The 22,562-nt window shown below is 68.7% G+C and carries 7 protein-coding genes; all 7 read left to right on the top strand.

Going from position 1 to position 22,562, the window contains the following annotated elements; genetic code table 11:
- Positions 1-121: 121 nt before the first annotated feature.
- The 7 genes from SMA5143A_RS01020 to SMA5143A_RS01050 all read left to right on the top strand — a co-directional run bounded on the left by SMA5143A_RS01020 (position 122) and on the right by SMA5143A_RS01050 (position 22,540).
- Positions 122-1,948: a DUF262 domain-containing protein gene (locus tag SMA5143A_RS01020; RefSeq protein ID WP_107460900.1), complete on the top strand. Its 1,827-nt coding sequence runs from the start codon at positions 122-124 to the stop codon at positions 1,946-1,948.
- Entirely contained in the window at positions 1,948-2,991 is a 1,044-nt protein-coding gene (locus SMA5143A_RS01025) for a CBS domain-containing protein (RefSeq protein WP_107460901.1), read from the top strand. The genes SMA5143A_RS01020 and SMA5143A_RS01025 overlap by 1 nt, the downstream gene beginning before the upstream one ends.
- 160 nt (positions 2,992-3,151) lie before the next feature.
- Entirely contained in the window at positions 3,152-4,405 is a 1,254-nt protein-coding gene (locus tag SMA5143A_RS01030) for a serine/threonine-protein kinase (protein ID WP_107460902.1), read from the top strand.
- A gap of 135 nt (positions 4,406-4,540) precedes the next feature.
- On the top strand, positions 4,541-7,756 hold the full coding sequence (locus SMA5143A_RS01035) for a DEAD/DEAH box helicase (RefSeq protein WP_258193203.1): 3,216 nt from the start codon (positions 4,541-4,543) through the stop codon (positions 7,754-7,756).
- A complete protein-coding gene (locus SMA5143A_RS01040; protein ID WP_107460903.1) occupies positions 7,753-13,389 on the top strand; it encodes a hypothetical protein in 5,637 nt (1,878 codons plus the stop codon). The genes SMA5143A_RS01035 and SMA5143A_RS01040 overlap by 4 nt, the downstream gene beginning before the upstream one ends.
- Positions 13,386-20,204: a DEAD/DEAH box helicase gene (locus tag SMA5143A_RS01045; protein ID WP_107460904.1), complete on the top strand. Its 6,819-nt coding sequence runs from the start codon at positions 13,386-13,388 to the stop codon at positions 20,202-20,204. Before SMA5143A_RS01040 ends, SMA5143A_RS01045 begins: the two co-directional genes overlap by 4 nt.
- Entirely contained in the window at positions 20,201-22,540 is a 2,340-nt protein-coding gene (locus SMA5143A_RS01050) for a UvrD-helicase domain-containing protein (protein ID WP_107460905.1), read from the top strand. The genes SMA5143A_RS01045 and SMA5143A_RS01050 overlap by 4 nt, the downstream gene beginning before the upstream one ends.
- Positions 22,541-22,562 lie beyond the last annotated feature (22 nt).

The raw sequence follows: 22,562 nt of genomic DNA on the forward strand, positions 1-22,562 counted from the left end.
GTGACGGCGGCTTACAGCCCTATTGCGATAGATGACGTGGCGTCAAGTAACTGTTGACGGCACAAGTTTCCCTTGGTGCAATGCCTTGTCCGCGAAGACGCGAGGGTGGGGAACGGGGCACGTGGCAGGGCTGGACAGTGCAAATCTCAAGACGCTGCTCGGTGACGTCGCCTCGGGAAGGCTTCAGCTCCCCGACTTCCAGAGGGATTGGAAGTGGGACGACGACCGCATCCGGGCCATCATCGCGACCGTGACGCTCGACTACCCCCTGGGCGTCACGATGACGTTGGAGACCGGCGGTGCCTCCCGCTTTCGCACCAGGCCGCTCACGGGTGCGGAGTCGGTTGCCGAGCGGGATCCCAGTCTCCTGTTGCTGGACGGCCAGCAGCGTCTGACGTCGCTCTTCCAGGCTCTGTACGTGGCCGATGCGCCGGTACGGACCGTGGACACACGGGGCAAGTCGGTCCGCCGTTGGTACTACGTCGACATAGCGAAGGCGACCGGTTCACCGTCCGACCGCGACGAGGCGATCGTCTCCGTGCCGGAGGACCGCATCCTGCGCAGGGACTTCGGGCGCAAGGTCGTGCACGACCTCACTGACACCTCGGGTGAATGCGCCGCGGGGCTGTTCCCCCTGCGGATCGTCTTCGACACCCAGAGGGTCAATGCATGGCGTCGCGAGTACGAGAAGGCGGACGAGGCGCAGAACTTCGATCTCTGGATCAAGTTCGAGGACCAGGTGCTGCACCCCGTCCGGTCGTTCCAGGTGCCGATGATCAATTTGTCCTCGTCGACGTCCATGGACGCCGTCTGTGCCGTCTTCGAACGAGTCAACACCGGAGGCGTTCCACTCAACGTCTTCGAGCTGCTGACCGCCACCTACGCCGGGGATCGTGGGTACACGAGTCGCACGGGCGACTACTACGACCTCCCCTCTGTCTGGCGTTCGATAAAGGAGCAGGTGGCGGAGCGGTACCCGGTGCTCGGCCGCCTCGAGGTTGACCTCGACGACGGTCTGACCAACAGCGACTTCCTCCAGGCGGTGGCCCTGGTGCGGACATGGAACCGCAAGCTGCTCGACTCCACGGTGGGCGTCTCCTGCAAGCGGCGTGACCTGCTGGAGCTTCCCCTGGAGGACTTCCAGGAGCTCGCCCCCCGCCTCAAAGACGCCTTCGAATGGGTCGGAGAGTTTCTGTTCACGCAGTGCATCGTCCACGCCGCGGACCTTCCGTACCGAACCCAGGTGGTTCCGCTGGCCGCGGTCCGGGCGATCCTAGGTGAAGATCTCGATACCCCGGAGGCGACTCAGAAGGTCACGCAGTGGTACTGGTGTGGCGTCCTCGGCGAGATGTACGGCGGCTCCACGGAGACCCGTTTCACCCGTGACGTGGAGCAACTGATCTCGTGGATCCGTGGCGGCACCGAAGTCCCCGACACGATCACCGACTCCCTCTTCGACCCGCAGCGCCTGTTCACCCTCAAGACCCGCAACAGCGCCGCATACAAGGGCATCTTCGCGCTCCTGATCCGGCAGGGCGCAGTGGACTGGCATTACACCGACGGCCCGATGGCTCCGGGCACGCTGGTGGAATACGGCGTCGACGTGCACCAGATCTTCCCGAAGAACTGGATACGCCGGAACCTCGACGAGCGCTACCCGGCCAACTCCATCATCAACAAGACCCCGCTGTCGCTCCGCGCGGCCCAGGCCCTCAGCGGTGCCCCGGCCGCGTACCTGGAGCCCCTCGCGGCGGCGGCCGACATGCGCTCCGAGTGGTTCGACGATGTGATCTCGACGCATCTCATCGACGCGAAGGCCCTGCGAGCCAACGACTACGTCGCGTTCTTCGAGGCGCGTGCCACCGCGTTGGAAGACCTGGTGTACCAGGCCATGGGCAAGCGCACCACGGTCGTCCGCGGCATGGCGGACGAGGAGGGGGAGCGCTGATGAAGAAGCCGACAACGGCACAGCTGATCGCCCTCAAAGGTGTGGAACTCGCCCTGTCGGAGCTGCTGGCGCTGTACGAGGTGCGGGTGCGGCAGGCCGGCGTCATCCGGGAGATGAGCGAGTCGTTGGCCGCCGCCGGGCTGACGACGCTCCCCGACTTCTCGACTTGCCCGTCCCTCGCCCGGGTGCGGCTCGTGCCGGTCGCGGCCACCCCGACGGTGGCACCCGAGGAGGATCCGGCCGTGCCGGCCGATCCCCTGCCTCCGGGAGCGCTGCCGCAGCGCCTGCTGCTGGGGGACCTGCCCTCGGCCGTGGGCGGCCTCCAGTGTGTCTCCCGCGGCGCCGCGCTGAGCCAGGCCACCTATCTCATGCGCCATGAGGGTTACAACCAGATCCCCGTGGTCAGCAACATGACCGAGCTCCACGGAGTGGTCACCTGGAAGTCGATCGCCCTCATGTACGAGAACGGCTGGGATCTCACTCTGGAGAACGCCATGCAGCAGGAGTCGCTGCCGGTGTTCGACAGCCGGGAGGACCTGTTCAGCTGTCTGCCCATGCTCGTCGATCACGGGTACGTGCTGGTGCGAGGGCAGGACGGCCGAATATCCGGCATCGTCACGTATCAGGAGATCGTCCGCCGGTTTCAGAACACCGCCCGGCCCTTCTTCCTTCTCGGGGAGATCGAGTCGCTGCTGCGCCGCTGGCTGGGGGCCCGCCTGGACGCCGAAGCCGTCCGCGCGGTGCAGGCGACCAACCGGAAGCCGGAGCACCGCACCGGCAAGGTGGAAGACCTGATGTTCGGCGACTACGTCCTGCTCCTGGACGGCACTCAGCAGAAGAAGCCCGCCCTGGCGCAGCGCGCGGACGACAACTGGAACGCCCTGGGCCGCCCTGGACTGGACCGCGGCCAGTTCGTCCACCATCTCCAGCGCGTGCAGGACATCAGGAACAGGATCGCCCACTTCGACGACGATCCGCTGCCGGCTGAGGACATGAGGGACTTGACCTCGTTCGCCCGGCAGCTTCGGGAATGCGTACGGTGAGCAGTGGTCGAAAGCGGGTCCCGCTCCTGACCGGCTCCGCGTCCGCCGATGTCAGAGGGCGAGAACCCGATGACGGCACTCCGACCCAGCGATAGGGTGAACCTTCGGTAAAAGTGTGACGTGCCCGGACAGGTGGGCACGAGAGGGTGGCGCGGCATAGATGACTGAGGTGCCCACGCAGATCGGCCGGTACACGGTTGAGCGCGAGCTGGGCGCGGGGGGCATGGGACAGGTCTATCTGGCCTACTCACCCGGCGGCGACCCGGTCGCGGTGAAGGTGATCAGGAACGACAGACTCGATCAAGCGACCCGAGCGCGCTTCGAGCGAGAGGCGTTGATCGCCCGGACGGTCGTCGGAACCAACCGGGTGGCCCGTTTCCTCGACGCCGACCCCTACGCCGACGAGCCGTGGATGGCAGTCGAGTATGTGCCCGGGCTGACCGTCCACGAGCAGGTGGAGAGGGCAGGAACCCTCCCGGTGCCGCTCGTCGCCAGTCTCGGCGCGCTGCTCGCCGAGGGCCTGGAGGCGGTGCACTCCGTCGATCTGCTGCACCGCGACCTCAAGCCGCAGAACGTGATGCTCGGCGAGTACGGCCCGATCCTGATCGACTTCGGGCTGGGCGCGTTCATGGACGCGGGCAGGGACACCCTCACGCACGACGGCATGATCATCGGCACGGTCCGCTGCATGCCGCCGGAGCAGGCGCTCGGCCGCTCCCGGGTGAAGGCTCCGGCCGACGTGTACGGCCTGGGCACGGTCCTGCTGTACGCGGCGACCGGCCACTACCCGTACGACGGACGCGGCTGGCCGGCGATCGTCGCCCAGGTGACCGACGAGACCCAGCCGCCGGACCTCTCCGGGCTCCCCGAGGCCCTCGTCCCGTTGGTCACGGCGATGCTCGCCCATGCCCCGGAGGACCGGCCCGCGCTCGCGGAGGTCACCGACCAGTGCGTGGCACTGATGAGGGGCGCGGGGTTCGCACCCGTACAGGCGCGGTACGCCCTGATCGACAGCGTGGCTCCCTTCGGCACAGCGGAGGGCCGCACCGGCCCCTCGCCGACGGTGTGGGAGCGCATCGCCGTGCAGTACGGCGACGCGCTCGACGTGCACACGCAGGTCGTGGACGAGGACGGTGTCGACAGTCCACTGGACCGCCCCGCCCGCCCCGACCTGTCCGAGAACGGGGACGGGGACGGGGACGGGGAGGAGTCCAGCGCCTCCGGAGCGGAACGGGCGGACGAGGCCCCCACCGGGTCCGCGGCCGTGTCGTCGGGCGGCGCGGATCGTACCGATGCCTCCCGTTCCGTCGAGCGGATGCCCGTCGAGCCGCCCCGCAGGCCCGGCCGGAAGCCGGCATCGCAGAAGGTGGCCGAGGAGCTGAGAGCCCGGTACGCGATGCAACCGGCCCTGTGACATGCGGCGAGCAGGCAGGTCGGTCATGTGGAGACCGACGGGGCGCGTCGGCACTCGCGGCGGGCGAGGACACCGGGAAGCGGCAGTAGGAACGGTATGCGGGACGTCAGGGACGATGAAGGAACGGAGCGGTTCGTGAGCGGTGCGGGGGCGGTCGACGGCACGACGTCGATGAACCAGGGGACCTTCGATTCGGTGGACGGCTCGATGGTCCGCGAGCGGACCGCACCGGTCGCTCCGTCCGATGCCGGGCCGCGCTCGCGCCGCCCCGGTTTCGCCCCCGGTTCCCAGGTCGTGGTGCGCGACGAGCAGTGGCTGGTCAAGAAGGTCGCCGACACCAAGTACGACGGCTGGATGGTCGAGGTCACCGGCGTCTCCGCCCTGGTGCGCGGTATGGACGCCGTCTTCTACGACAAGCTGGACCACATCGAGCCGATCGACCCCGACAAGACCCGCCTGGTCGCCGACTCCTCGCCGAACCACCGCAAGGCGCGCCTCTACCTGGAGGCCGTCATCCGCAAGACCGCGCTGCCCCAGACCGAGCACGGGCTCGCGCTGGTCGGCAACTTCCTCATGGACCAGCAGACGCACCAGCTGCGCCCCGCCGAGCTGGCCCTGTCGAAGGAGAACCCCCAGCCACGCGTGCTCATCGCGGACGTGGTGGGTCTGGGCAAGACCCTGGAGATCGGCATCCTGCTGGCCGAGCTGATCCGCCGGGGCCGCGGCGAGCGCATCCTCGTGGTCACCCCGGCGCACGTCCTGGAACAGTTCCAGCGTGAGCTGTGGACCCGCTTCTCCATCCCGCTCGTCCGCCTCGACTCCACCGGCATCCAGCGCATCCAGCAGGACATCCCGGCCGGCCGGAACCCGTTCGCCTACTTCAAGCGGGCGATCATCTCCGTGGACACCCTCAAGAGCGACGTCTACGCCCACCACCTGGAGAACACCGAGTGGGACGCCGTCGTCATCGACGAGTCGCACAACCTGGTCAACCGGGGCACGAAGAACAACGGCCTGGCCCGCCTCCTCGCCCGCCGCAGCGACGCCTTCGTGCTGGCCTCCGCCACTCCTCACAACGGGGACGCCGAGTCCTTCGCCGAGCTGATCGGCATGCTGGACGAGGCGGCGATCGCCGATTCGTCGTCGTACGACGTGAAGGACCTGGGGCACCTATACATCCGCCGCACCAAGACGGACCGCGAGGTACGCGACTCCCTTAAGGGCGAATGGGCGGACCGCGGCCCGTCCTGCCCCGTGCTCGCCAAGGCGACCGCGAAGGAGGAGGCGGTCCTGGAGGAGCTCGCCGCGCGCTGGATCCCGCGAGACCCGGCGGCCTCCTCCGTGTGCGTGGACTCGATGGTCGCCTACAACCTGCTGAAGGCGTTCCTCTCCTCCCACCGCGCCTTCCAGGTCTCTGTCGCCGCCCGGACCAAGACCCTCGAGAAGCCCCTGAAGGGCCGCAAGGGCCAGGACCCCGCCCAGCTCGAGGCGGCGCGACAGATCGAGCGGAAGGCGATCGTCGACCTGGCCCGGCTCGCGAACGACCTCGGCGACGACGACTCCTCCAAGCTCGAAGCCCTGATCGAAGTCCTCAAGGAAATCGGTGTCAAGCCCGGTTCGGACACCCGTGTCGTGGTCTTCTCCGAGCGCATCCCCACCCTGAAGTGGCTGGCGGAGACCGTCCCGGAGCGGCTCGGCTTCCCGCGGACGACGAAGCTGGAACAAGCCGAGGAGGACTCCAAGCCCTGGAAGGCGTACGGCGGGGTCGTCGAGGTCATGCACGGCGACGCCACCGGTGAGGAGGAGCAGCAGCGCATCGTCGAGGAGTTCGGGCTGGCCACGAAGCCCGTCCGGCTCCTGTTCACCGGCGACGTGGCCTCCGAGGGCGTCAACCTGCACCAGCAGTGCAGCGAGTTGATCCATTACGACCTCCCGTGGTCGCTGATCCGCATCGAACAGCGCAACGGCCGCATCGACCGGTACGGGCAGAAGAAGAACCCCCGGTTCCGGGCCCTGGTGCTGACCAGCGACGTCGAGTGGCGCACGGACGATGCAACCGGCGAGCCCCTGCCGCTCGACGACCGCCTCGTCGGCGCCAAGCTGCTCGCCCGCGAGGAGGAGGCGCACCGCATCGAGGGCACCGCGGAAGCGGTCACCGGGATCTACAAAGCGAAGGACGAAGAGGACCGGCTCACCCGCGACCTCATCGCCGGCCGCACCGTCGAGGAGTCGATCAAGCAGTCGTCGTCGACGGCGGGCGGCGGAGTAAAGGCCATGCTGGCCAAGGCGATGGGCAACGTGGGGGCGAAGAAGCCGACGGACGACGTGCCGCGCGCCACCGTGCCCAGCCTGTTCGGCACGGTCGGTAGCACCACCGCCACCTCCGACTACTTCGACGAGGCCCTCCGCCAGGTCTGCCACCCCATCAGCCCCGACATCGCCCTCAAGCTCCGGCGCGAAGGGGACGGAACCATCGCCTTCCAGCCGCCGCCGGACCTCCTCCATCGGCTGAAGGCCCTGCCCAAGTCCTATCTGACCGAGCAGGAGATCCTCCCCACGGCGAACAGGGAGGCGCGCATCCGCCTCACCTTCGACAAGGGCCTCGCCGCCCAGCGCCTGAAGGTGGCCCGCGAGGAGTCCGACAGCCAGTGGCCGAACGTCAGCTACGTCTCCGACGTGCACCCCGTCCTGGACTGGGTCACCGACAAGGCGCTCGCCGCGCTCCGCCACGACGAGGCGTTCGTGCTCGCCTTCGACCCGGACCTCGACAAGGCGGCCGACATCGATCCGGAGCTGCCCGCCGCGCTCGCCGGCCCGGTCTACCTCCTCCAGGGCATCTACTCGAACAAGGCCGGACGTCCCACCGTCGTCGAGTGGATGGCCGTCACCGGCCTGCCCGACGCACCGCGCACCTACCGCATGGACAACGCCTTCCTCGCCGCCTGCCGGGTCGGCCCGAGCATGCCGGGGCGTGCCGCCCCGGTGAACAAGGACGCCCTCCAGCGCTGGGTGCCGGCCGCGGTCGGTGAGGCTCGCCGGTTCCTGGCCGGACGTGAGGCCGCGTACACGCAGCAGATCGAAGCCGTGCTCGCGCCGTTCGAGAAGCGCGTCACCGAGTGGAAGCAGGCCGCGCTGTTCACCGCGGAGGCCCGCCGCTCCCAGAAGAAGAAGAACGACGTGAACCTCACGGCCGACCGGCGCCGGACGCTGATCCGCTCCCTGCGGACCTCGGGTGCCCCGCTGCTGCGGCTCCTGGCCGTCCTCGAACCGCTGGCCGCCATCCCCGTACCGCCCACCACCGGGTCCGCCGCGACCGACCTGCCCGACGCCGGAGAGACGACCGCCCGATGAGCACCGACTTCGACTCCTTCTCCAACCGCGGCGAGTACCTGTCCGCCCACTACTTCGCCGAGCAGCTCGCCGACGGCCTGAAGAAGGGCGTGTTCGCGGCCTGGTCGGACCGCGAGTCCGACGAGAACGACAAGCGCCCCACACCGCGCGTCGCCCTGCGCGGCCTGCGCTCCGTCTACCTCGACGAGAAGTACCGGGGGTTCTTCGCCGAGCAGGCCAAGGCGGACGCGGAGGACGACGAGCACCCCGACAAGGAGGGCTTCGAGGAGCGCCTCAACACCTACAAGGACGAGGAGTGGCGCGGGCGCGTCGCCGAGTGGCACCGCAAGGTGCTCACCGCCCTCGGCTACCCGGGGGCCGACGCCGAGACCGATGGTCCTCGCGAACTGACCGTCCACCGCGCCGGACGCGACCACACGGTCAAGGTCGCCTGGCACGGAGACGGCATCGTCGCCGTCGACTGCGGCTGGTCCGCGAGCAACGACACCGCCCTGGACGCCGAGGGCTACGGCCGTCTGCTCCACCCGCTGCGGACGGTGGGCAACGGCGAGACCTACGAGTCGGGCCACGCGCTCGCCACCTGGCTGTTCCAGAGCGAACTGGGCGGCGAGGGCGGCAGCGCCCCGCGCTTCGTCCTGCTGCTCTGCGGCGGCGTCATCGTCCTCGCCGACCGGCAGGCGTGGGGCGAGGGCCGCTACCTCGCCGCCAACCTCGACGCGGCCCTGGAGCGCTACGACCGCCGCCAGACCGGTGAACTCGCCACCATCGCCGGTCTGTTCAGCCACGACGCGCTCGCCCCGGCCGAGGACGGCAAGGGCCCCGCCATCGACGCCCTGGTCAAGGCGTCCCGGGACAACGCGGTCGGGGTCTCCGGCGAGCTGCGTCAGGGTCTCCAGAAGTCCGTCGAGATCATCGCCAACGAGGTCCTGGTCCGACTCGAGGAGGCAGGTCTCGTACCGCGCGACCTCGAAAAGCCGGGGGAGCCCTTCGCCCGGCAGCTCACCCGCGAGGCGCTGCGCTACCTGTACCGCATCCTGTTCCTCCTGTACGCCGAGGCCCGCCCCGAACTGGGCATCCTCCCGGCCGACGACGGTACCTACGAGGCCGGCTACTCGGTGGCCCGCCTGCGCGAGATCGTCGAGCGGGACGCCCAGCTCACGGACGAGACCGCCCGCAACGGCACCCACCTGCACGACTCCCTCGACCTCCTCTTCAACAAGGTCAACTACGGACACCGTGAGTACGGCACCGAACCGTGGGACGAGCTGGACGGCGACGACGCCGAGACCCGCAAGAAGAAGGCCAAGCAGCGCAGCGAGGGACGCGGCCTGCGCTTCGAACCGCTGCGGAGTGAACTCTTCGAACCGGCGGCGGTGACGCTCATCGGCCGCGGCACCCGCGACCCGCGCCGCGACGAGGACAGCCCCGAGGGCCCGGCCTGGCTCGATCTGCGTCTGCGCAACAGCGCCCTGCACGAGGTGCTGCGCCTGCTGACCATGAAGAAGGCCAAGCGGCGCGGTGAGCGCGGCGGCTTCATCTCGTACCGCAACCTCGGCATCAACCAGCTCGGCGCGGTCTACGAGGGCCTGATGTCGTACACCGGCATCATCGCCGAGGAGGAGCTGTCAGAGGTCGCCAAGGGCGGCGACCCGGAGAAGGGGTCGTGGCTCGTCCCCTCGCACCGGCTCAAGGAGTACGACGAGAAGACCTGGGTCCAGTACGACGAGCGGGACCGCGAGGAGAAGGGCCTGCGCGGGCCGAAGAAGTACCCGGCGGGGACGTTCGTCTATCGCCTCGCCGGACGTGACCGGGAGACCTCCGCCTCGTACTACACCCCCGAGTCGCTGACGAAGGTCACCGTCGAACTGGCCCTGAAGCACCGCCTGGACCAGGAGAAGGACGAGGCCGGGAACGTCATCAAGACCCGGGCTTCGGAGCTGCTGAAGTACCGCATCTGCGAGCCGGCGCTCGGTTCCGGGGCGTTCCTCAACGAGGCGATCAACCAGGTCGCCGAGGAGTATCTGCGGCGGCGGCAGGACGAGTTGGGCCGGTCGATTCCGACCGCACAGGCGCTGACGGAAAAGCAGAAGGTCAAGGCGTACATCGCGCTGCACAACGCGTACGGCGTGGACCTGAACCGGACGGGTGTGGAGCTGGCGGAGGTCTCGCTGTGGCTCAACACCATGCATCCGGGGATGCGGGCGCCATGGTTCGGGCTGCACCTGCGGCGGGGTAACTCGCTGATTGGGGGGCGGCGGGCGGTGTATGCGGCGGGGGACGTCTCGCCGCAGAAGGGTAAGCCGCGCTGGCTGGTGGACAAGGACACCCTGTCCCCCACCCGACTGCCGTTCCGCGACAACGAGGCTGGCGGGCAGGAACTGCCGCTGCCGGAAGGTGCGGTGCACCAGTTCCTGTTGCCGACGCCGGGCTGGGCGGCGGTGACGCGGGCGGGCGGTGATGCGAAGAAGCTGCTCGGGCAGTTGGCCGGGGACGGCGTGGAGCAGTTGAAGGAGTGGAAGAAGGGCGTCCTCCAGAAGCCGGAGAGGAAGTACACGCAGGCCGGCACGCCGAGGGTCGACCGGAAGACCGGTGACGAGGCCGCCTCGCAGTACACGCGGCTGCGGGACGCTGCGCGGCGCGCGGAGTTCCTGTGGAAGCTCGTCGTCAAGCGGATGGAGCTGTCGGAGCGGGAGATCGCCCGCAGCATCGACGTCTGGGAAGCCGACCCGAAGAGCGAGGAGTTCGCCTTCCTGCGCCGGGCCGAGACTGGCGCTGCGACGCGGCTGTCGAAGGAGAAGGTTTACACGGACCTGTTCAACGCCGTGGACACGCCGTACTGGCGGCTGAAGCAGGTGATGGACGCCTGGTGCGCGTTGTGGTTCTGGCCGGTGGACAAGGTCGGTCTGCTGGATGGTACGGACGGGGAGTACGCGGCGGAGTCCGTCGACGTGGAGGAGTTGCTGGGCGGGTTCGGGGAGCCGGAGACGCCTCAGGCAGCGCCGCAGGATGTGCGGCCGAGTAACGAACCTGCGCCTGCTCCTGTGGCGAGCAAGTCTGCGCCCCGGTTCGCTCAGGCGGGCTTGCTCTTCCAGATGGCTGGTGACCAGCCCTCCCTCGACGACGCGAACATGGAGGCGGAGGGTGACTACTTCTACGAGGTGCAGAAGGCCGGCGTACCGAAGCAGCGCAAGAAGTCGACCGGCCCCGCGCCGAAGCGCCGCCGCCCTGTCATTCCGCTGAAGGACCTGAACGACTGGCTGGACTTCCTGGAGTCCATGCTCGGGGTGGGCCCAGTCCCCGACGGCAGTATTGGATCTGACCTCGACAACCTCAAGGACTTGGGGGAGTACGAGAAGCTGCTCCTGGACGAGATGTGGATGGACCGCACCGACCCGGAGGCGCGGTACCCCTGGATGGGGGTCGTGAGGGAGATCGCGGAGGAGCAGGGCTTCCTGCATTGGGAGTTGGACTTTGCGCTCGCCTTCGCCGAAGGTGGTGGGTTCGACCTTCAGGTGGGGAATCCGCCGTGGGTACGGCCGGAGTGGAAGGAGAACTCCGTCATCGCGGAGTTCGAGCCGTGGTTCATGCTGACGGAGAAGCCTCCGGCGGCCGAGAAGCAGCGGCGGCGCACCGCCGAGTTGGCCAAAGCCGAAGTCGTGGCCTACACCATCGGCGAGGTGACGGCCACGGTATCTATGGCCGACCATCTAGCGGCGCCGCAGGTGTATCCGCTGGTCGCGGGAAGCCGCCCGGATCTATATCGGGCCTTTATGTGTCAGGTCTGGGATCACACTGCGGCCTTCGGTTGTGCAGGGATGGTTCATCCAGACACGCACTTCAACGGAGACAGAGAAGCGGCGTTGCGGGAGAACGCATACCGCAGATTGCGGGTCCATGGGGACTTCGTTAACGCGGGAAACCGATTCTTCCCGCCGCCCGTAGGGCGTTCCAGCCACTTCGGTGTACACATTTATGGCACACGTGGAGAGATCGACTTCCAACACCTATCCTGGCTTTTCTCTGTAGATGCGTTGCGGCAATCAGCGGCACATGACGGAAGGGGGGATGCGCCGGGTGTGAAGTTTGGTGGTGACTGGGACGAGAGGCCGCACCTCAAGCGCGTCGTGCACGTCACCACTGAGACGCTGACGCGCTGGCAGAGACTTGCTGGTGAGCAGGACCTACCTGTTGAATCTTCGCGCCTCCTCACTCCGGTGAGCACTGCCGAGGACCCAGCCATTGATGCTCTCGCAGCCTACCCGCTGCGTCTCGTGCATTTGCTGCCCCAAATTTCAGAAGGCTTCAACGAGACTAATGCCAAGAAAGCTATGAATGGGCCGAACGGAGACGCCAGGCTGATTGAGTACAACACGAACGTTCCCAATCGTTTGGACTACCAGGCAGATACCTGGGTAGATGTCGTGCTAAAGGGGCCACAGCTAGGCGTCGCCAACCCGTTCTTTAAGCAGCCAAGCCAGGGTGGCGGCGAGCTGCGTGGGCTCAACCCCTTGAAACTGTCATCGGACGCTGTCCCGGAAACGGAATACAGGTGCGTTGCAGATGAAGCGACGTATGAAGAGGAGACGGACCGATGGTTGAACCACGCTGAGCTGGAGCGACTTCGGTCTTCACAGGAAGCGATCCTGGCAGTGAGAGCGCAGCTGGCTGAAAGACTGGAATGCCTGCCAGGGGAAGTCGAGTACGAGTCCGTAGACAAGGTGTTTGTTGAGCGGGCGACGAAACCATACACGGAATTCTATCGGCTCGCGTGGCGTCGGCAGATTGCGCCGGACACGGAGCGGGCTCTCTATGCCGCGATTATTCCGCCCGGGGCTAGGCACGTACACATGGTTCACAGTGCAGCCCTTCCTGCAAACCGAGCGACCAGCTTGGCGGCGGGGTTCTGGGCGGCCTTGCCTCTGGACTACTTCGTTCGCACGACAGGGCGCGGAGACCTCCAGGTGGCTGGTGCACACATCATGCCGGCACCTCAGAGCGATCATCCTCTCGCGCCCGCTCTTCTTCTCCGTATCTTGCGCCTCAACTGCCTCACTGATGCTTATGCTGATCTCTGGCAGGAGCTGCACAACCTGAAGTGGACCGAGTGCGAGCCGTGGGCGCGCACTTGGCCTCTGATGGGCACTCAGCTCCATGAAGTTACTCCCAACTGGCAGCGCGAGACCCCTCTCCGTACCGAGTACGCCCGACGTGCTGCCCTTGTAGAGATCGACGCACTTGTTGCGGTGTGGCTCGGTATCGACGCCGACACTCTCATCACCATGTACCGAGCCCGCTTCCCGATCATGCAGGATTTCGATCGAGTGACCTGGTTCGATGCTGCCGAGAATAAGATCGCCAGCGGCCGGTACTCCCTGGGGCACAGTCAGAGTAAGGACAGCTGGAAGCAGTTCGAGAAGTACCAGGCCGACCCCGCCTTCGAAGCCCACCAAGTCGACCCCGCCAACAACCCCGCCCCCCAAACCCCCGTCCCCGACGGCTACACCGCCCCCTTCTACAAAGCCGACCGCGAGACCGAAATGCGCGAAGCCCACGCCTACTTCCAGAAGCGGCTGGATGACGCCGTCGCCGCCGGTAAGTGGGACCCGGTCAAGCAGGAGGTGCCGAAGCGGTGAGGCCGACGCTCGAAGCGGAGGGGTTGAAGGAGAGCCTTCTCCAGTACCTCTCCACGACCTACGCGCTGACCGACGAGGGAGCGCGGAAGGCGCTGCACAGGTTTCTCGGGGACGACAACTCCGGGATGTTCCGAGGGCCGTTCCTCCGGCTGCGCACGCCCTTCGTCCCGGCGGGCCCGTCTTGGGAGCAGTACCTCGACTGGCGACGCACGGACGGTTGGACGCCGTACGCCCACCAGGCCGTGGCCTTCGAGCGCCTGTCGTCCGCAGGCGGCCGGACCCCCCGGCCGACCCTCGTCACCACCGGTACCGGATCCGGCAAGACGGAGTCCTTCCTCTACCCGGTGCTCGACCACTGCGCCCGTGAGCGATCGGCCGGGCACGCCGGCGTGAAGGCCGTGTTCCTGTACCCGATGAACGCCCTGGCCACCGACCAGGCGCAGCGCATCAACGGGCTCCTCACCGACCACCCGGAACTCAGCAAGGTCCGGGCCGGTCTGTACATCGGTGAGCGCGCGGCCACCCGGTACGGCCGCGTGTACACCGACCGGTACGACATGCAGGTCACCCCGCCGGACATCCTGATCACCAACTACAAGATGCTGGACCTCCTCCTCCAGCGCGCCGACGACGCCGCGATGTGGGCGGGATCCGATATCCGGTACGTCGTCGTCGACGAGTTCCACACCTACGACGGTGCGCAGGGCACCGACGTGGCCATGCTCCTGCGCCGGCTCGCCTCCGCCGTCGGGGCCTCGGAGAAGGGGCGCCCCCTCGGTCGTATCTGCCCGGTCGCCACCTCCGCGACCCTTGCCTCGGGCACGGACGCCGACGGAGCACGGCAGTTGCTCGACGTGGCGACCCAGGTGTTCGGCACCGAGTTCACGGCCGACGCCATCGTCGGCGAACAGCGGCTGACCGTGGACGGGTTCGTGCCCAGCGACGACTTCGACCCGATCCTGCCCGTGCCGACCCCAGACGAACTGGCCGCCCTGCCCGACCCCACGCTCGGCGAGGAGGAGTTCGCCGCTCTCGCCGAGGCCGTGACCGGTAGCCGGGACACCGATCCGTTCACGCTCGGCCGGACCCTGAAGCGGCATCCCCTCACCGCCGCCGTGCTGCACGCCCTCGACGGGCAGGTGCGTTCGATGCCCGAGGTCCTCGACCTGATGTGGCGCCGCGGCGCCCAGGCCTGGGGCCGCACCATCACCCTGCGCCCCGAGGTCGCGGCGAAGGCGCTCGCCCGCTTCGTCGCGCTGCTCTCGGTGGCCCGTGACCCGGCATCCACGCCGAAGGAGCCGCGTCCCTTCGTGCAGGTCGAGGTGCACCAGTGGGCCCGGTCGGTGTCCCGTCTCGTGCGAGGCGTACTGCCTTGGCCCAAGGCAGAGTTCCAGTGGGACGCGGCAGGCGCGCCTGAGACCTCCGAGGAGGCGGCGGCCCGCACCGCGCCCGTCACCACAGCCACCGAGGGACAGTCGGCGAATCTCTTCCTGCCCGCCGTCTACTGCCGTGACTGCGGGCGTTCCGGGTGGGCGATCTTCACCCCGGAGTCCGACGACCTGGCCGTCGAGGTCGACACGCACAAGATCCGGCGGGCCTCGGTCAGCCAGGACAAGATGCGGGTGCGCAACCTCATCGCCGCCACCGACGGCGAGGCCCGGGAGGGCTCCGGAGCCGCGCCCATGGAAGGGGCAGGTCGCGCTGCCGGGCGCGCCGACGCCAATGCGCTCAATGTGGCCGGTGCGGGCCAGCTCCGCGTCCTGGACGGGCCGAAGCGCAGGCTGCGGCTGCCCGACCCGGTCGCCGACTACGACCCGGAGACCGGTAGCCCCCGGCTGGCCGGCGCCGACTCGGCGTTCGTCCTCGTCTACCTGGGGGAGACGGCGACCACCGCCGCCGAGGAGGACTGGTGTCCGGCCTGCGGTTCGCGCAACACCATCCGCTTCCTGGGTACCGGCGCCGCCGCGCTCGCCGCCGCCTCCGTCACCCAGCTGTTCACGGGCGGGGAGCTGGACAAGAAGCAGGGCGAGACCAAGACCCTCATGTTCAACGACTCGGTGCAGGACGCCGCGCACCGCGCCGGGTTCGTCGCCAGCCGCTCGTACACCTTCTCCTTGCGCGCCCTGTTCAAGAGCCACCTCTCGGAGGAGGCCCCGACCGCGCTGAACGACCTGATCGCCGATGTCGTCAACGCGACCACGGACCGCACCACGCTCGCCGCCGTCGTCCCCACCGACCTGCATGACATCAAGGGCGTCAAGAAGCTCCTCTCCGGTCAGGGCCGGGGCGGGGACTACAAGACCTGGCAGCTGATCGGTGAGCGGTTCGCCTTCGAGGCGCTGATGGAGTTCGGCTTCCGGTCCCGCAACGGACGTACGCTCGAACTCACCCGCACCGCCGCCGCCCAGGTACGCATAGCCGACCCTACGGCCGCCATCAACATCGTCCGCACCGCGCACACCGCCCCGTACGGAAAGGGCGGCCAACTGCCCGTCCCCGACGCACTGGGCGACGACCGGTACCTCGGGTTCCTCCGGATCTTCCTGGAGCGGCTGCGGACCCGCGGCGCCATCGGTCATCGCTGGCTGGACGGCTATCTGAAGGAAGCCGGCACCAGCCGCTACTTCATCTGGGGCAAGCGCCCACCAGGCATGCGCGCCTTCCCCAAGGGCATCGCCGCTCCCGTCTTCCTGCTGAGCGCGCCGAAGTCGAGGAGCGAGTTCGACTTCGCCACCGGACGCCTCTCCTGGTACGAGCGGTGGGCCCAGCGCAGCCTCGGTCTGCCCCGCGAGCAGGCCGCCGAGTTCTGGTCCCGGCTGCTGCCCGAACTCGTCGCCGCCGGACTGCTCGCCGCACGCACGCCCGAGGACAGCAGCCTCAGGATCTACGGCCTCAAGCCGGGTGCCGTCGACGTCCAGCTCCTGAAGGACGGCGAGGTCAACGAGGCGTTCGTCCGGTGTCCGAACTGCTTCTGGGAACAGACCGTCCACCCCTCCCTGCTCGGCCAGTGGGACGGTCAGAAGTGCCCCGCCTACCGCTGCCGCACCGGCCGTCTCGTCGCCGGGACCCGGCCGGAAGGGCTCGGTCGGCACCAGCGCGACCGCGACTACCGCGAGGACTACTACCGCAGGCTGTACCGCAAGGCCGGTACCTACCAAGTGATCACCGCCGAGCACACCGGCATGCTCACCCGCCCGGAACGCGAGCGGGTCGAGGCGGCGTTCCGGGACGGCAGCGGGTTCAAGGACCCCAATGTGCTGTCCTGCACGCCCACCCTGGAGATGGGCATCGACATCGGCGACCTGTCGGCGGTCGTGCTGGCCGCCCTGCCCCGCCGCGCCGCCAACTACGTCCAGCAGGTCGGCCGTGCGGGACGGCGTACCGGCAACGCCTTCCTCCTCACCATCCCCGACCGCAGTCGCCGGGATCTGTACTACCTCGACCAGCCCCGCGAGATGATCGCCGGGCAGATCGTGCCGCCGGGCAGCCATCTGTCGGCCATCGAGATCCTGCGCCGGCAGTACCTGGCCCACCTCCTCGACCTCGCCGCACAAGGCCGGCTGAAGCGGGCCGACGGGCGGACGCTCGCCGCGATCCCCCGTGAGGCGCCCGCCCTCTTCGGCCCCACCGGATACCTCGAAGACCTTGTGGAGGCCGCCCTCGCCGGTGCCGCCGAGCACGTGGAGGCGTTCCTCGATCTCTTCCCCACCGGCGTCAGCCCCCAGGCCGCCGACGAGCTGCGCGCCTACGCCAAGCGCGAGCTGCGCGGCGCCGTGGAGGAGGCCGCGCGGCAGTGGAAGCGTGGGGAGGAGGAGCTGCGGCGCAGGCTCACCTTCATCGACGAGGCCGTCCGCGAACTGCACGAGGACGACGACGAGCAGCGCGTCCGCAAGGCCGAACTCGAAGCGGAGCACCGCGCCGTCGGTCGGCGTCTGATGAAGCGCGGGAACATCACCGCCCAGCAGGCCCTCTGCGACCTCGGCCTGCTGCCGAACTACGCCCTCCTCGACGCCGTCACCACGCTCAACGCCACCCTGTACTGGTTCGACGGCCCCGACCCGAAGACGGGGAGGGAACGCTTCGACTCCAAGATGCGCCCGTACGAGCGGCCCCAGCGCTACGCACTGTCCGAACTCGCGCCCGGCAACACGTTCTACGTCAACGGCTACAAGCACCAGATCACCGGCATCGAGATCGGCAGCTCCACCCGGCCCGACTGGACGCCCTGGCGCTTCTGTCGAGAGTGCGGCTACGTCCGCACCGAGGACGCCGCCGAAGACCGCAGCCCCTGCCCGCGATGCCACAGCACCGGCATCGCCGACGACGGCTCCTGCCTCCACCACGTGATCGAACCGACCGTCGTCACCTCCCGCGACAAGCGCGACGACGCTCGGATCAGCGACGACAAGGACGACCGCGAGCAGCGCTTCTACACCGTCATCGACGCGGTCGACTTCCCGGCGGAGCACATCCAGGCCAAGGCGTCCTGGCGGCACACCCGCGAGACCTTCGGCGTCGACTACTCCCGCAAGGCGGTCATCCGCAGGGTCAACGTCGGCCCGCTCCGGTTCGACGCCCGTGCCGAGGAGGAACTGGCCGGACACGACGTCCGGCTGGCGCCCTTCCATGTCTGCACCGCCTGCGGGGCGGCGAGCGCCGACGGCAAGCCCGTCTTCGACCACGACACCGACGCCCTCGACACCTCCGCCGTACGCAACCCCGCCGTCAAGCACCACCAACCCTGGTGCCCGCTGCGCCGGGGCAAGAGGGGGCCGGACGCGCCGAAGCAGGAACCGGTGCTCCTCGCCCACCAGCTCACCACCGAGGCCCTGCGCATCCTGCTGCCGGCCGCGACCGTACTCGTCGACGAGAAGGTCCACTCCTTCCGGGCCGCCCTACGGCTCGGCGTCGACCGGCACTTCGGCGGCGACCCCGCCCACCTGGACACCACCATCGCCACGATGCCCGACGCGGCCACCGGCGAGAGGCGGCACTTCCTCGTCCTGTACGACCGGCTGCCCGGCGGCACCGGCTACCTGGACCGTCTCAAGACGCCCGACGCCTTCCGCGACACCCTCGCCGAGGCCCGGCAGATGCTGATGGCCTGCCCCTGCAAGGAAGAGGGGCGGCGCGCCTGCCACCGCTGCCTGCACCGCCACACGGAGGAGCGGTACCAGGACGTGGTCTCGCGCAAGGACGCGCTGGAGATCATCAGCAGTCTGCTCGGTCCCGTCGACGAGGACGGCCGTCCGCTCACCGACGACGAGGGAAACCCGGTCAGCCACTGGGCCACCAAGGAGATTCCGACGACCGCGGCGATCGGCCTGGACCGGCAGGTCGAGTCCGACCTGGAGGCCCGCTTCCTCGCCGCCCTGCGTACCTGGAGCACCGGCCAGGACGACGCCGCTCTCGAGGAGAGCGGTGCGCACAGCGGCCTCCTGCGGTTCGCGGGGGCCGCGGCATGGCGCATGACCGCCCAGCGCGACGAGGAGTTCACCCGGACCGACTTCACCTTTGAGCGGACCGACGGCACACCCCAGAAAGTGCACGTCTTCCTGGACGGCCACCGCTTCCACGCGACCCGCACGCACAACCGGATCGCCTCCGACTGCAGGAAGCGGGACGAGCTGCGAGCCGGGGGAGCACTCGTCTTCCAGATCACCTGGGACGACCTCGAACTTTTCGAGAAGGGCGAACGCGCCAAGGCCCGCCCGGTGTGGCCGCCCTACCGGCGCACCGGCCAGGACACCGCCAAGGACTGGTACGAGGAACTCGGCGGTGACCGTGCTGACCTCGCCGACGCCGTCTTCGCCAACCCCATCGACACGCTCCTCGGCTACCTCCGCGACCCCTCCCGCACCCGCTGGGGACGGCGGGCCCAGGCACTGGTCGGCGGACTCCTCAGTGTGCCCGAGCCACTGGCCCAGAACGTCGGCCCCGCGCAGGCCCGCGCAACCCTGCGCAGCGCCCTGAATGCCCTCGCGAAGGGCGGGAATCCGACGGCCGACGTCGAACCCGTCACCGGGAACGACGAGATCCTCGTCCTGTCCGCCACCGACGAACACGGCCTGCCGCTGCTCTACACCGTCGACCCGTCCGGCGGACCGGACGGCACCGCCGGGGTCGGCTGGGGCGCCCTCGCCGTACTCGACGACCAGGACGGCGACCAGCTCGGGACCGCCGCCCACAAACTCCGGTGGCGCTCCTGGCTCTACTGGTCCAACCTCCTCCAGTTCCTCGCCTTCACCGGCGGCGACGGCGTGCAACTCGCCGGCAGCCTGGCCGCCGGCTTCGCCGTGGAGGCACTGCGGGTCGGAGGCGGCCCCGGTGAGCTGGAGACGCTCGTCGCGCGGCTGCACCCAGAGGCGGAAACCGCCGCTGCTACGGCTCCTGCGGACGTCACAGAGCTGGTGACGCCGGACCGGGCCTCGGCCTCCTCCTCGCTGGAGAAGGCGGTGGAAGGACTGCTCCGGGACGCGGCCTGGGACGAGGACATCCTCGAACTCCTCGAAGAGGACGAGCCCGACTCCGACCTCACCCAGCTGGCCAAGGCACTCGCCGCGCGGGGCAAGAAGGCCCCGGTCTTCGGCTATGAGCTGGGCGACCGTGGCTGGCAGGCCGACTTCGCCTGGCCCGGTGCCACCAAGGTGGCGGTGTTCGTCGACTCCGACGCCCACGACAGCGAGGAACGCCGGAAGCGGGACGACGCCTACACCGGCGACGGCTGGACCGTACGCACGGCAGCCGACTGGCTCGACCACCTCGACACCCTCCTCACCCTGCTCCCGGACACGGAAGGCACCACCCACCGATGACCGCACGGCTCAGCCTGTATGAGAAGGCCGAACAGGAGCTGTACAAGCTCGACCGCTCGGTCAAGGGCAAGTTCTACGACTTCTGCCACCGCTTCCGCCAGAACCCCGACCACCCGGGGCTCGACCTTCTGCCGCTCAAGGGCGACGGCCGCGTATACCGCGCCAAGATCGACCAATCCTACCGCGCGCTCCTCGCCAAGATCGGCGTCGACGATGCGGGCCGCGAGAAGTGGCTGGTCGTCGCCGTCCGCCACCGCAAGCACGTCTACGAAGAACTCTCCGTCGCGATCAACCGCATCACCGGAGAGATCGAGTTCGTCGACCTCTCCGTGGTGGGCCAGAGTGTCCTCCAGCGGGCCGGGATGACGCTCACCCCGGCCGAGCGGCCCGAAGCCGCGGACGAGCCGGAGACGTCCGCCCCAGAACCGGCCACCGCCGAACCCGCGGACGACACCACCGCCGTTCCCGAGGTCGAGCCGCTCCTCGCCGACGTCACTGCCGAAGACCTCCGTGACCTCGGCGTCGCCGAACAGCTCATCGACCTCGCCCTCGCGGTCACCGAGAGCACCGAACTCGACGCTCTTGTCTCCGGCGCGCCCCTCCTCACCAAGGACATCCTGTACGGCCTCGCCGCCGGCCTGTCCATCGCGGACGTCCGCAAGGAGATCACCGCTCCCGTCGACGTCAAACTCGCCGAAGACGAGCGGCACGACCTGGACGCGGCGCTCGCGCGGACCACGGTCACCACCGTCGACGACGCCCTCAAGGACATCATCGAGGAGGGTGACTTCCGCGCCTGGAAGGTCTTCCTCCACCCCGCCCAGGCCAAGCTCGTCAACCGGCACTACAGCGGCCCGTTCAGGGTGTCCGGCGGCCCCGGAACCGGCAAGACCATCGTCGCCCTCCACCGCGTCAAGCACCTCGCCGAACAACTGCCCCCCGGCCACAGCAAGCCGATCCTGCTCACCACCTTCACCAAGAACCTCACCACCGACCTGCGTGCCCGTCTGGCGTCCCTGCTCGAACCCGAACTGCTGGCCCGCGTCGACGTCACGCACATCGACCAGCTCGCCGCCCGCGTCCTCAACGAGAACACCGTTGCCGGGGCAGGAAAGCAGCGCATCTACGACAACGTCGCCCTCAACACCCTCCGCCAGGTCCTCCTCGAACTCGACGAGAAGCGCTGGGACGCGGAGTTCCTCTACGAGGAATGGGAGCAGGTGATCCTGGGCCAGTCCCTCGGCACCCGCAAGGCGTACTTCGACGCGCGGCGAGCCGGACGCGGGCGGTCCATCAGCCGTCCCGACCGGGCGCAGATCTGGAAGATCCTGGAGCAGTTCACCACCCGTCTCGACAAGGAAGGGCGCGAGACCTGGGGCCAGGCCGCCGAGCGAGCCGCCCGCTTCGAGATGCAGCGTGCCGCCAAGATCGAGCAACGTAAGGAGTACAAGGAAGAGATCGGTGGCAAGGACCTCATCCACCGCGACGACAGCTCCGGCATGTACTACCTGGGCCACCGGTACAAGCACGTCGTCGTCGACGAGGCGCAGGACCTCAGGCCCGCCCACTGGAAGATGCTCCGCGCCATGGTCGCGCCGGGCGAGGACGACATGTTCATCGCCGGCGACACCCACCAGCGCATCTACGATCAGCAGGTCACCCTGGGAACCGTCGGCGTCAACATCCGCGGTCGCGCGGCCCGCCTCACCCTCAGCTACCGCACCACCCGCGAGATCTTGAACCGGGCCATGGAAGTGGTGAACCCCAAGAGCGCCCAGATCACCTTCGACGACCTCGACGACGGCACCGACACCCTCGACGGCTACCGCTCGGTTCTCCGTGGTCCGGCTCCTGAGCTCGTCCGCTGCGAGAGTTGGGACGACGAACTCGCCCAGCTCGCCACCACGCTCCGGGCCTGGCGCCAGGAACTCGCCACAGCCGGAGCCGACGGCAAGGTTCGCGACCCCCGCGGCAACATCGCGGTGTGCGTCGCCGACCGCGAAGCCGTCACCCAGGTCATGTACTACCTGGCGACCGAGGCCGAGCTGACCGTCGCCGAACTCACCAAGGAAGGCGTCAAGGGAGACGGCGACATCCACGTCGGCACCATGCACCGCTTCAAGGGTCTCGAATACCAGAGGCTCGCCATCGTCGGTGCCCGCGACGGCGTCATCCCCCGCGCGTCCGTCATCCAGCGCTACCGCGACACGGACCCCCGGCGCCTCGCCCGCGAGGAACTGAAGGCCCGTTCCCTGCTGTTCGTCGCCGCCACCCGCGCCCGCGACACCCTGCGGATCAGCTGGTACGGCAAGCCGAGCCCTTACCTGCCCAGGTAGAGATGTGCGTGAGCCCTGCCGT

The organism is Streptomyces sp. MA5143a (assembly GCF_900290235.1).
In the GTDB taxonomy this organism is placed as follows: domain Bacteria; phylum Actinomycetota; class Actinomycetes; order Streptomycetales; family Streptomycetaceae; genus Streptomyces.